This window comes from Xanthobacter sp. DMC12, assembly GCF_056314105.1.
Window position 1 is genome coordinate 344,842 of sequence record NZ_JBQUYZ010000002.1, and the last position, 11,736, is coordinate 356,577.

Here is an 11,736-nt window from a genome sequence, read left to right on the forward strand (position 1 = left end):
TTAACGAAAGCTGCCGTAACAAAGAGGTCATCAAGGATTCGCGAGCGGCGGACAGGGCCGATCGGGACGGAGCAATAGCATGACGATCAACCTTCAGATGCCCGACATTCGTGAGCTTCGTCCCCGGATCACGGTGTTCGGTGTGGGCGGCGCCGGTGGCAACGCCGTTAACAACATGATCACCTCCGGGCTCCACGGCGTGGAGTTCGTGGTGGCGAACACCGACGCCCAGGCCCTCGCCCTCACCAAGGCCGAGCGCGTGGTGCAGATGGGCGTGGCGGTGACCGAGGGTCTCGGCGCCGGCTCCCAGCCGGAAGTCGGCCGCGCCGCCGCCGAGGAAGTCATCGACGAAATCCGCGATCACCTGTCCGGCTCGCACATGGTCTTCATCACCGCCGGCATGGGCGGTGGCACCGGCACCGGCGCTGCCCCCGTGGTGGCCCGCGCGGCCCGCGAGCTCGGCATCCTGACCGTCGGCGTGGTGACCAAGCCCTTCCACTTCGAGGGCCAGCGCCGCATGCGCGTCGCCGAGCATGGCATCAGCGAGCTGCAGAAGAGCGTCGACACCCTCATTGTCATCCCGAACCAGAACCTGTTCCGGGTGGCGAACGAGAAGACCACCTTCGCCGACGCCTTCGCCATGGCCGACCAGGTGCTCTATTCGGGCGTCGCCTGCATCACCGACCTGATGGTGAAGGAAGGCCTCATCAACCTCGACTTCGCCGACGTCCGCGCCGTGATGCGCGACATGGGCAAGGCCATGATGGGCACGGGCGAAGCCTCCGGCGACAAGCGCGCCATCCAGGCCGCCGAGGCCGCCATCGCCAACCCGCTGCTGGACGAAACCTCCATGCGCGGCGCCGGCGGGCTGCTGATCTCCATCACCGGCGGCAAGGACATGACGCTGTTCGAGGTGGACGAGGCGGCGACCCGCATCCGCGAGGAAGTGGACCCCGACGCCAACATCATCCTCGGCGCCACCTTCGACGAGATGCTCGATGGCATCATCCGCGTCTCGGTGGTGGCCACCGGGATCGACCCGGCGGTGATCCCCGAGCAGCTCCAGCCGGTCGCCGACCGCTTCCCCGACCTTGGCGGCCGCAAGATCTCGAACGCCGGACGGGCCGCCGTGGAAGCCACCCGCGAGGCGCAGATCCGCAGCGCCGTGGCGGCGATCCAGGCCGAAGACCTCATCGCCATGGAAGACGCCGCCCAGAAGGGCCAGGCGCCGCAGGCCTATGGACAGCCCCAGGGCTACGCCCAGCCGCAGGCCTATGCGCCTCAGGCCTACGCCCCGCCGGCTCAGCCCCAGCAGGCCCCGGCCGAGCGCGCCGTCGCCATCGACGACGTGACCATCCGCACCGCGCCGCCCAAGCCCACCTATTTCGCCGAGCCGGAGCCCGCGCCCCAGCCCGCGCCCATGGTGGAGGACGAGTTCGCCCCCTACATCCCGCCGGCCGGCCAGCGTCCGCGCTCCCCGCGCATGCCCCGCGTCGACGAGCTGCCGCTGCCCGCGCAGAACCAGATCCGCGCCCAGCGGGGCGAGCCGCCGGTGGAGCAGGCCCAGCCGGACAAGAAGCGCATGACCCTCCTCCAGCGTCTTGCGCACGTTGGTCGCCGCGAGGAGCCGGAAGCCGAGCCCGCCCGCCGCGAGCAGCCGAGCATGCGCGCCCCCGAGCGCCGCCCCGAGCAGCGCCCCGATCCCCGCGGTGAAGGCCGTGGCGAGCCGCGCGATGCCCGCCCGACCATGCCCTCGCGCGGCGGTGAGCCGCCGGTGTCCGAGTTCGCCAAGCGTCCGCCCATGCGCCCGGCCGCCGAGGTGCCCTCGCGTCCCGGCCCGCACCATGACGACGACCAGCTGGAAATCCCGGCTTTCCTCCGCCGCCAGGCGAACTGAAGTTCGATGAAGGCTTAGCCGGCGCCGGTCTCCCCGGTGCCGGCTCCCGGCCGCCCTCCCGCCCATTACGCGTCCATTCCGCGGCAGCCGGTCATGCGCCGAAGCGCTGGCTTCAGCACGTCGCAACCCTGTGGCTTTCGCGCCACATCTCTCCCGATTCGTGTGGCTTCACCCCCGCGGAAGGCTGTAACAGAGGCCTCTCCGGCGCCTTGAAACTTGCCGCTAACTATCTGATAGTTAATGGGAAATTGAGAAAGGGCGTTCGTAACAGAGGGTAAGCAAGCGTGATTTGGCGTCACCCCCCGTGACGACTAGGGTGCACCCATCCTGAGGCACCGACTCGCCGACCGTGTTGACAATTTCTTTGTACAACCGGGGCGAAAGTTGGGACCCAAGGTGAAGGTTTGAGGGAAGCAGTGCGGCAAGCGGGTCACACCCGTTAGCCGGAAACTTCCCCGAAACGGGACGCACCAAAGATGCAGACCACTCTGGCTCGCGAAATCGCACTCAAGGGTGTCGGCGTTCACGCCGGGGTCGAAGCGACCATCACCCTGAAGCCCGCGTCCGCGAACACCGGTGTCGTCTTCATCCGCTCCTTCGCCGATCAGGCGCCCCGCAAGGCCACCGTCAGCCGCCGTTCCGTGCAGGCCACCGACCTCGCCACCGTTCTCGGCGATCGCTCCGGCGCCCTTGTCTCCACCGTCGAGCACGTCCTTGCGGCCCTCAGCGGCCTCGGCGTGGACAATGCCACGGTCGAGATCGACGGACCCGAGGTTCCGATCCTCGACGGCAGCGCGGGCGATTTTGTGGCCGCCATCGACGCCGCCGGCGTCGCCGAAGTGCGCGGCCGCCGCAAGTTCCTCAAGGTGCTCAAGCCCGTCCGCGTCGAGAACGGCGCTGCCTTCGGCGAGCTTCTGCCCTACGAAGCCGGCTTCCGCCTTGAAGTTGAGATCGAGTTCGGCCACGACATGATCGGCCGCCAGCGCTTCGCCGCCACCATGTCGCCTGCCGTGTTCCGTCGTGAGCTGGCTTCGGCCCGCACCTTCGGCTTCCTCAAGGATGTCGAGCGCCTGCGCTCCGCCGGCTACGCCCGCGGCGCCGCCCTGGAAAACACCATCTGCCTCGACGAGAGCGGCGTGCTGAACCCCGAGGGCCTGCGCTTCTCCGACGAATTCGTCCGCCACAAGGCGCTCGACGCGGTGGGCGATCTCGCCCTCGCCGGAATGCCCCTGCTGGCCCGCTACCGCTCCTTCCGCGGCGGCCACAAGCTGAACTTCCAGGTGGTGGACGCCCTGCTGGCCGACCGCGCCAACTATGCCATCGTCGAGGCTCCGGTCCGGCCCGTCCGCGAGACCGTTGGTGCCGAGATCGGCGTGTCGAGCCCGGTGCCGGTGTTCGCGCCGGAAATCTGATCTTCCGGGTCTTCCTTCCGCGTATTTTGCAACTGCGGCGCCCCCTCGGGCGCCGCTTTTGTTTGGGCCATAGTCGCTTACGTCATCGGCCTGTGTCTTGGGTGGCGTGCGCTCGCGAAGTGTTAACCCCATTCCGATTTAGATGCCGCGCGCCCCTCGCGCTGCGTGAGCCGGCGTGGCGGGGCGGCCACACACCGGCGCAGCAGGCGCGGGGAAGCGGTCGCCGCCACATTGCCGACTGAAAGCACCGATAGCGCGGAGGGGCCGTTTCCTGCCGTGGCCATGGGCGCGGGGGCCGAGGCATTCGGACCTGTCGCGGGCATCGCCCGCGGCGGTACGCGGCAGGGGCAAGCAGGGGAGCGTGCCGAGGAATGGGGCGGAGGCGCCCGGCCGGGAGACAGCCGGCCGTGCGGTTTTCCCGGCACGATCCTTCGGGTACAAGCAACGCCGTAAGGCGCGGGACGGAAGCTGAACCGTGATGCGATTCTTGAACGATGTCCTGCCCATGCGCGCCTTTCTCCGCGGCGGCGCGCTGGTGCTCGCGCTGGCCATGGGCCTCCTCGTCTCCGGCTGCGCCAGCGACAAGGATGACACCATCCCGCCCGATGAGCCGGCCGAGAAGATCTACAACGAAGGCCTGACCCTGCTGCGCAGGCAGGAGCCCGAGAAGGCCGCCAAGCGATTCGAGGACGTGGACAAGGCCCACCCCTATTCGGAGTGGGCCCGCAAATCGATGCTCATGACCACCTACTCCTATTTCGAGGCGGGCAAGTACGACGAGGCGATCGGCGTCGGAAGGCGCTACATCGCGCTCTACCCGGGCTCCGCCGACGCGGCCTATGCCCAGTATCTCGTCGCCTCCGCGCTCTACGAGAACATTCCCGACATCACCCGCGACCAGCGCAAGACTCGGCAGGCGCTCGATGCCCTCCAGGACGTTGTGCGCAAGTATCCGAACACGGAATACGCCGCCACCGCGAAGCGCAAGATCGAGGTGGCCCGCGACCAGCTCGCCGGCAAGGAGATGGCCATCGGCCGTTACTATCTGGAGCAGCGCAACTACACGGGCGCCATCAACCGCTTCAAGGTGGTCGTGACCCAGTACCAGACCACGCGGCAGGTGGAGGAAGCCCTCTATCGCCTGACCGAGTGCTACATGGCCATGGGTATCGTTGGCGAGGCGCAGACCGCCGCCGCCGTGCTTGGCTATAACTTCCCCGACAGCTCGTGGTATAAGGACGCCTACAAGCTGGTTCAGTCCGGTGGGGCGGAGCCGCAGGAGAACAAGGCGTCCTGGATCAGCCAGGCGTTCAAGAAGATGGGGCTTGGCTGATCATCCATGCTGGCGACGCTCTCGATCCGGGACATCGTCCTCATCGAGAAGCTCGATCTCACCCTGTCCGAGGGCCTCACGGTCCTCACGGGTGAGACGGGTGCTGGCAAGTCGATCCTGCTCGATGCCGTATCCCTCGCCCTCGGCGGGCGGGGCGACGGCGCCCTCGTTCGACACGGCCAGCCCAAGGGGCAGGTGACGCTCACCTTCGATCTCGCACCCGACCATCCCGCCCACGCCATCCTCGCCGCCGCCGAGCTGCCCGACGAAGACCAATTGGTGATTCGCCGCATCCAGATGGCCGACGGGCGCACCCGCGCCAGCGTCAACGAGGAGGCGGTGAGCGTGCAGACGCTGCGCCTCATCGGCGCGAGCCTCATCGAACTGCACGGCCAGCACGCCGACCGCGCCATGGTGGATGCCGCGAGCCACCGGCTGCTGCTCGACGCCTTCGGCACCCTCACCCCCAAGGTCGCTGCCGTGGGTGACCTGTGGCGCGCGTGGCGGACTGCGCTCACCGAGGCGAAGGACGAGCGGGAGCGGCTGGAAATCGCCGCCCGAGAGGCCGATTTCATCCGTCATGCGGTGGAAGAGCTTTCCGCCCTCTCTCCCGAGCCGGGCGAGGAACTCGCATTGTCCGAGCGGCGCACCTCCATGATGCGCTCGGAGAAGATCGCCGGCGATCTCGACGAGGCGCTGGATGCCGTCTCGGGCGGCAGTTCGCCCATACCGTCCCTGGCAGCCGCCGTGCGCCGGCTGGAACGCCGGGCTGGCGACGCACAGGCGCTGGTGCGTCCGGCCGTCGAGGCCATCGATCAGGCGCTCGATGCGCTGGAGACGGCGCGCCAGCTTCTGGAATCCGCCCGCGCGGACGCCGACTTCGATCCCCGTGAGCTGGAGCGCATCGAGGAGCGGCTGTTTGCGCTCCGGGCCGCTGCCCGCAAATATCACGTCGGCGCCGACGACCTTCCCGCCTTGGCCGCCCGTTACCAGTCCGATCTGGAGCGCCTCGACCGCAGCGCGGCGACGCTCGCGCGTTTGGAAGCAAGCGTGACTGCGGCGGAGGCCGCCTATCGGGCCGCGGCGGAGGATCTGTCCCGCGCCCGCCACAGCGCGGCCGCCGTCCTCGACAAGGCGGTGGCAGCCGAATTGCCGCCGCTCAAGCTGGAACGGGCGAGCTTCATCACCCGCGTCACCAGCGATCCCGCCGCGGCAGGACCGGCCGGGCACGACCAGGTGGAGTTCTGGGTCCGCACCAACCCCGGCACACGGCCCGGTGCAATGATGAAGGTGGCCTCCGGCGGCGAGCTGGCCCGCTTCCTCCTGGCGCTGAAGGTGGTGCTGGCGGATCGCGGCTCGGCACCGACGCTGATCTTCGACGAGATCGACACCGGGGTGGGCGGTGCCGTGGCCGACGCCATCGGCCAGCGCCTCGGCCGTCTCGCCGAGCGGGTGCAGGTGCTGTGCGTGACCCACGCGCCGCAGGTGGCCGCCCGCGCACGCAACCACCTCCTCATCGCCAAGGCGAGCGCCCAGGACGTGGTGGATCCCGACGCGCCCGTGACTACCCGTGTCAACGCCCTCACCGCCAGCACGCGGCGCGAGGAGATCGCCCGCATGCTTGCCGGCGCCACCGTGACGCAGGAAGCCCGCGCCGCGGCCGACCGCCTGCTGAAGGCGGCGCGCTAGCGCCTCTCAGTCCGCGTCGGGCTTCGATTGCCGCATGGATTTCACCTGTCCGCGCCGGTCCTTGGCGGCGAGGCGCCGTTCCTTGGAGGCGAGGGTGGGGCGCGTGGGCCGCCGCACGGGCATGACAACCGTGGCGGCACGGATCAGCTCCACCAGGCGCTCGATGGCGTCTTCCCGGTTCCGCTCCTGGGTGCGGAAGCGCTGGGCCTGGATGACGATGACGCCATCCTGCGTCATGCGTCGGCCGGCGAGGCGGGCAAGGCGCATCTTCACGCCCTCCGGCAGATTGGGCGAGCGCGCCGCATCGAAGCGCAGCTGGACCGCGCTCGACACCTTGTTGACGTTCTGCCCGCCGGGCCCGGACGCGCGCACGAAGGCGAGCTCTATCTCGTCCTCGGCGATGGCGATGCGGGGCGTGATCTCGATCATGGCGCCATCTCCTGAGGGCGCAGCTTATGCACGGCCCGGCGCGGCCTGCCAACGCTCAGATGGCGTGGCGATTTGCGGTCGGCCCGAAATGCTCCACGTAGCGCGGGCTGATGACCGACACCGGCAGGATGATGAGCACGTCGGTGGTGCCGAACTGGTGGTCCACCACCGCGCCGTCGCCGACGAAGCCGCCAAGCCGCAGATAGCCCTTGATGAGGGGCGGCAGGGCCTGAAGCGCCTTCTTCATGTCGATGTCGGCCTTGGCCATGCGGTCCATGGAGACGTGCCGCCCTTCGACGGCCCGCGCGCGCCACTCTTCCGGGGCCATGGCGTTGTGGTGGAGGAAGGACAGCGGCAGGTCGAGTTCCGCCGGGTCGGTGCCCTCGAGGCTGGCGCAGCCGAACATGGCGTCGATCTTGTTGCGCAGGATGTAGGTCCACACCCCGTGCCACAGCAGCTCCACCGTGCGCTTGTTGCGGTAGGGCTTGAGCACGCAGGAGCGGCCGAGCTCCAGGAAGCGCAGGGTGGGATGGGCGGCGATGACCCCGCCCACGTCGAACTCGCCCTGAGTGTAGAAGCCGCCGTGGCGGTTCGCCACCTCCTGCCGCAGCAGGCGATACGTGCCGACCACCTTGGGCTTGCGCCGGCCGAGCACGATCTTTCCGGCGTCGTGGTCGAGCACCAGGATGTGGTCGCAGATGGTGTCGAAGCTGTCCATGTCGCGCCGGGCGAGGCGCGTCGGAGCGTCGGGGGTCGCCGACATTTCCTCGTAGAACACCTTGTAGCGCAAGCGCTGGGCGCGGCGCACGTCGCGGGCGGTGCGGGCAAGCCGCACCTCCAGCGCGCCGAGCCGGCCGAGAACGATGCTCTCCGGCTCCGTCGGGACGGCATCCCGGTGGCGCAGGCCCGAATAGGCGCGGAAATCCGTCACCAGCTTCTGCGGCCCCGGCATCGCCGGGCGGCCGGCGGGCTGCTGCGCCCGAAGGAAGGGGAAAGCGCCGGGCTCGGTGCCGAACAGGGGGGCGGCGCCCTCGCGGCCAAAATCCTTCTTGAGGTCCTTGGCGAAGTCGCGGGCGAAATCCCGCGCGGCGTCGCGGGCGACGTCGAAGCCGCGGCCGAACAGGGCGGGCAGGTTGAAGCCGGGATCCGGTTGTCCCATTCTTTTCATCGCAACGACCCCCACTCCGGGCCGCCGCCGTTGGCGGGCGCGCCTCACCCAACGCTTGGTATCGCCCTGCCGCCGCGTACCGCCCGGGCGTTCTGCCCGGCTGGTGCGCCTCAATGGCTGCGATGAGCGACCTGGAAGATGCCCCGCTTCGGGCGGGTGCCCAGGACTTGAACGCCAGCATCACCATAGTTTTCCGACGTGACTGTGACAATGGGCGACCCCCGGGCGCCACTGCGCATCGATCGCGCCTTGCCGCGACGGCATCCTAGGTGATAGCCGCAGGCTTCCGGCGCGTCAGCGCCTGTGATTCGTCTGGGGGACGACATGATTTCCACGCGCATGCAGCTTTCGGTCGCGCTCTTTGCCGGCTTCACTTTCCTCGCGCCGGCGGGCGTGCAGGCGCAGCAGCGCCCCACGGCGGTCGAGGTCACCCAGGTGCTCGTCCAGGGCATCGGGCAGGTCAACGTGCTCACCTACAAGGCCAAGTTCGTGTCGGCCGATCCCGCCACGCGCCGCGTGGTGCTCGAGGATCCCGCCGGCCGTCGCTGGGCGGTGGTCGCGCCCCCGCTGCTCGGAGACCTCTCCCTATTCCGGGTGGGTGAGAACCTTCTTATCCGCGTGGCACCGGGCGTCGTCACGGCGCTCGGCAAAGCGCACCAGGGCCGTCCGGGCGAGGTGATGGCCGAGGTGGCCATCAACGACGGCCTGCCGGGCTGGCCGGAGGGCTTCGGCATCCGCGAGGTCACGCTGACCTCCATCTTCGTGGGCGTCGATCCGGCGGCCGGCACCGTCACCTTCGAGGGGCCGGACGGCAATGTCCGCGTGGTGCGCGCGGCCAACGACAAGGTGCTGGCGGACGTGCAGAAGGTGCAGCCGGGCGACCTCGCCCAGATCACCTATATCGAGGGCCTCGCCGTCAACGCGATGCGCTGAGCCGGCGCTCCACGAGAGGCTCGTCCGGCATTGCGATGGTGCCGGACGCTCCCCGGTGTGCGCGGTGGGTCTGCGCCGCCGCCAACCTTAAGCTGCCGCCCTCGGCCGCTCGGCTGCCGCGCGATAGGCGAGGGCTTCTGCCAAATGGCGGCGGCCCACCCCCTCCGCGCCGTCGAGATCGGCGAGGGTGCGCGCCACCTTCAGCACGCGGTGATAGCCGCGCGCGCTGAGCCGCATGGCGTCGGCGGCATCGCGCAGCAGGATCGCTCCGCTGGAATCGGGCGTCGCCACGGCTTCCAGCAACGGCCCGGAGGCCTCGGCATTGGTCCGCACATCGGGGCGGCCCAGGGCGGCATAGCGTTCCAGCTGAATCTCGCGTGCCAGGGCGACCCGCGCCGCCACTTCCCGCGAACCTTCGGCAGGCGCCGGCAGCACGAGGTCGGAGGCGGAGACCGACGGCACCTCCAGATGGATGTCGATGCGGTCGAGGAACGGCCCGGAGAGCCGCGCCTGATATTCGTCGGCGCAACGCGGCCCGCGCTTGCAGGTGAAGCCGGGCTCGCCGGCGCGGCCGCAGCGGCAGGGGTTCATGGCGGCGATGAGCTGGAAGCGCGCGGGATAGGTGACGCGATGGTTGGCGCGGGCGATCAGCACCTCGCCCGTCTCCAGCGGCTGGCGCAGGGAATCGAGCACCTGTGGCGTGAATTCCGGCAGTTCGTCGAGGAACAGGACGCCGTTGTGGGCGAGCGAGACCTCGCCCGGCTTCGCCTTGGCCCCGCCGCCCACCATGGCGGCCATGCTGGCCGAGTGATGCGGGGCGCGGAACGGGCGGCGGTCCATCAGCGCGCCGTCCTCGATGGTGCCGGCCACCGACGCGATCATGGACACATCCAGCATCTCGACCGGCGACAGCGGCGGCAGGATGGAGGGCAGGCGCTGCGCCAGCATGGACTTGCCGGCGCCCGGCGGGCCGACGAACAGGAGATTGTGGCCCCCGGCGGCTGCCACCTCCAGGGCCCGCTTGGCGGTCTCCTGGCCCTTCACGTCCCGGAGGTCGAGCATGATGTCCCCCGGCGGCTTCATCCGCGGCTCGGGCCGGCCCATCACCTGGCGGCCGGTCATATGGTTGGCGAGCTGGATCAGCGACTGGGGGGCGAGAATTTCCATGTCGGGGCTGGCCCAGGCGGCCTCGGCGCCGCACGGGGCGGGGCAGATGAGGCCGTGGCCGCGGGCATTGGCGCCGATGGCCGCCGGCAGCACGCCGGCCACGGCCGCGATCGCGCCGTCCAGCGCCAGTTCACCCACCACCGTGAAGCCTGCGAGGGCATCGCCGGGGATGGCACCGATGGCGGCCATCAGGCCCAGCGCGATGGGCAGATCGTAATGGGAGCCCTCCTTCGGCAGGTCGGCGGGCGCCAGATTCACCGTGATGCGCCGCGCCGGAAGGGCAAGCCCTGACGCGATGAGCGCGGCGCGCACCCGCTCCTTGGCCTCGGTCACCGCCTTGTCGGGCAGGCCGACAATGGTGAAGGCCGGCAGGCCCGCGGCCACATGCACCTGCACATCCACCGGGCGCGCCTCGACGCCCTCGAACGCGACTGTCGCCACCCGCTGGATCACAGCCGCCCCCTGCCTGCTGCCCGTCTGCACCTCAAGGTAGCGGAGCGTGGGCGTGCCCGCAAGAACGAAAGAGGAACGATCGTGCTTGCGCCCTGCGCCGCCCCGGCTATGCTGGAGGTAGCAAAGGGATCAGGGAGAACCGCCATGGCCGCCGAGGGTGCAGGCGCGCGCAGTCATGAGGCCCATGTGGTCGAGATGTTCGGCCCGCAGGCCGCCGCCTATGTGGCGAGCGCGGTCCATGCGCGCGGCGCGGACCTCGATGCACTCAAGGGCCTCGTGGAAGAGGCGCAGCCCGCCCGGCTGCTGGACCTCGGTTGCGGCGGCGGGCATGTGAGCTTCACCGCCGCGCCGTTCGCGGGCGAGGTGGTGGCCTACGATCTGTCCGAGGAGATGCTGGGTGCCGTCGCGGCGGAAGCCAAGGCGCGCGGCCTTGCCAACATCGCCACGCAGCAGGGCGGCGCCGAGCGCCTGCCGTTCGCTGATGCGAGCTTCGACATGGTGGCGTCCCGCTACAGCGCGCACCATTGGCGCGACGTGGCCCGGGCGCTTGCAGAGGTGCGGCGGGTGGTGAAAGAGGGCGGGCAGGTCATCGTGATGGACGTGATCGCCCCCGAATGGCCGGTCGCCGACACCTTCCTGCAAACTGTGGAATTGCTGCGCGATCCCTCCCACGGGCGGGACTACAGCGCCTCCGAATGGACGCGCTTTGCCGAGGAGGCGGGGTTCCGGGTGGTGCGCACGGCACACCGGCGCCTGAGGCTAGAGTTTGCCTCCTGGGTGGCGCGCATCCGCACGCCGGAGCTGCATGTGGCCGCCATCCGCTCGCTGATGGCGGGCGCGAGTGCGGACGTGGCAACCCATTTCGAGTTCGAGCCCGACGGCTCGTTCTCCATCGATACGCTGACGCTGGAGCTGGAGACCGCCTGAGCCGGCCTATTTCTTCTCCAGCATCAGGCGGCCCTGCTTCTGGATGAGGTCCTTCGCCTTGCGGGCGATGAGATCCAGCATGAAGGGCAGTTCCACGGAAAGATGCACGGCATCGTCCGCCACCTGAAGCTTGCCGCTCGCGGTCTGGCCAAGGGCGGCGATGCGGAAGTCCAGATGCTCACCCGTCCAGGTTTCCTCCAGGATGGAGATGTGGCGGGAGAAGCGGTCGCGCACGCCGGTGAGCCCCGTCTGCAGGCGCCGCGTCGCCTCGGCCTTGCCGAGGCGGTGGGGGATGGAGGCGGTGAAGGGCTGTCCCATGAATCGGTCC

Annotated in this window: 10 protein-coding genes; 6 read left to right on the forward strand and 4 right to left on the reverse strand. The window is 69.6% G+C overall.

Going from position 1 to position 11,736, the window contains the following annotated elements; genetic code table 11:
• Positions 1–79: 79 nt before the first annotated feature.
• From ftsZ to recN, 4 genes are all read left to right on the forward strand, one after another.
• Positions 80–1,897, forward strand: a complete 1,818-nt coding sequence (gene ftsZ, locus ACT535_RS09770) for a cell division protein FtsZ (RefSeq protein ID WP_168458474.1) — start codon at positions 80–82, stop codon at positions 1,895–1,897.
• Positions 1,898–2,373: 476 nt separating this feature from the next.
• Positions 2,374–3,309: a UDP-3-O-acyl-N-acetylglucosamine deacetylase gene (gene lpxC / locus ACT535_RS09775; protein WP_168458473.1), complete on the forward strand. Its 936-nt coding sequence runs from the start codon at positions 2,374–2,376 to the stop codon at positions 3,307–3,309.
• A 505-nt stretch (positions 3,310–3,814) separates the two neighbouring features.
• Entirely contained in the window at positions 3,815–4,642 is an 828-nt protein-coding gene (locus ACT535_RS09780) for an outer membrane protein assembly factor BamD (RefSeq protein WP_476364208.1), read from the forward strand.
• 6 nt (positions 4,643–4,648) lie between these two features.
• Entirely contained in the window at positions 4,649–6,331 is a 1,683-nt protein-coding gene (gene recN / locus ACT535_RS09785; RefSeq protein ID WP_476364209.1) for a DNA repair protein RecN, read from the forward strand.
• A 6-nt stretch (positions 6,332–6,337) separates the two neighbouring features.
• Here recN and arfB read toward each other — a convergent pair whose 3' ends face one another.
• Both arfB and olsB read right to left on the reverse strand, forming a co-directional pair.
• A complete protein-coding gene (gene arfB / locus ACT535_RS09790; RefSeq protein WP_169122096.1) occupies positions 6,338–6,760 on the reverse strand; it encodes an alternative ribosome rescue aminoacyl-tRNA hydrolase ArfB in 423 nt (140 codons plus the stop codon).
• Between the two features lie 55 nt (positions 6,761–6,815).
• Positions 6,816–7,928 (reverse strand): l-ornithine N(alpha)-acyltransferase, encoded by a 1,113-nt coding sequence (gene olsB / locus ACT535_RS09795; protein ID WP_476364210.1) that lies wholly within the window; start codon positions 7,926–7,928, stop codon positions 6,816–6,818.
• A gap of 324 nt (positions 7,929–8,252) precedes the next feature.
• Between olsB and ACT535_RS09800 the strand changes: the two genes are divergently transcribed.
• Entirely contained in the window at positions 8,253–8,861 is a 609-nt protein-coding gene (locus ACT535_RS09800) for a hypothetical protein (protein WP_168458471.1), read from the forward strand.
• Positions 8,862–8,948: 87 nt separating this feature from the next.
• Here the strand turns inward: ACT535_RS09800 and ACT535_RS09805 are convergent, their stop codons facing one another.
• Entirely contained in the window at positions 8,949–10,481 is a 1,533-nt protein-coding gene (locus ACT535_RS09805) for a YifB family Mg chelatase-like AAA ATPase (protein ID WP_476364211.1), read from the reverse strand.
• Between the two features lie 144 nt (positions 10,482–10,625).
• Between ACT535_RS09805 and ACT535_RS09810 the strand changes: the two genes are divergently transcribed.
• On the forward strand, positions 10,626–11,408 hold the full coding sequence (locus ACT535_RS09810) for a class I SAM-dependent methyltransferase (RefSeq protein WP_168458469.1): 783 nt from the start codon (positions 10,626–10,628) through the stop codon (positions 11,406–11,408).
• Between the two features lie 6 nt (positions 11,409–11,414).
• Here ACT535_RS09810 and ACT535_RS09815 read toward each other — a convergent pair whose 3' ends face one another.
• Entirely contained in the window at positions 11,415–11,726 is a 312-nt protein-coding gene (locus tag ACT535_RS09815) for a polyhydroxyalkanoic acid system family protein (protein WP_168458468.1), read from the reverse strand.
• Between the last annotated feature and the right edge of the window lie 10 nt (positions 11,727–11,736).

Excerpts from the sequence above, each read along its gene's own strand:
- ftsZ (WP_168458474.1), top strand. The coding sequence starts at position 80 with ATGACGATCAACCTTCAGATGCCCGACATTCGTGAGCTTCGTCCCCGG.
- lpxC (WP_168458473.1), top strand. The coding sequence starts at position 2,374 with ATGCAGACCACTCTGGCTCGCGAAATCGCACTCAAGGGTGTCGGCGTT.
- ACT535_RS09780 (WP_476364208.1), top strand. The coding sequence starts at position 3,815 with ATGCGCGCCTTTCTCCGCGGCGGCGCGCTGGTGCTCGCGCTGGCCATG.
- recN (WP_476364209.1), top strand. The coding sequence starts at position 4,649 with ATGCTGGCGACGCTCTCGATCCGGGACATCGTCCTCATCGAGAAGCTC.
- arfB (WP_169122096.1), bottom strand. The coding sequence starts at position 6,760 with ATGATCGAGATCACGCCCCGCATCGCCATCGCCGAGGACGAGATAGAG.
- olsB (WP_476364210.1), bottom strand. The coding sequence starts at position 7,928 with ATGAAAAGAATGGGACAACCGGATCCCGGCTTCAACCTGCCCGCCCTG.
- ACT535_RS09800 (WP_168458471.1), top strand. The coding sequence starts at position 8,253 with ATGATTTCCACGCGCATGCAGCTTTCGGTCGCGCTCTTTGCCGGCTTC.
- ACT535_RS09810 (WP_168458469.1), top strand. The coding sequence starts at position 10,626 with ATGGCCGCCGAGGGTGCAGGCGCGCGCAGTCATGAGGCCCATGTGGTC.
- ACT535_RS09815 (WP_168458468.1), bottom strand. The coding sequence starts at position 11,726 with ATGGGACAGCCCTTCACCGCCTCCATCCCCCACCGCCTCGGCAAGGCC.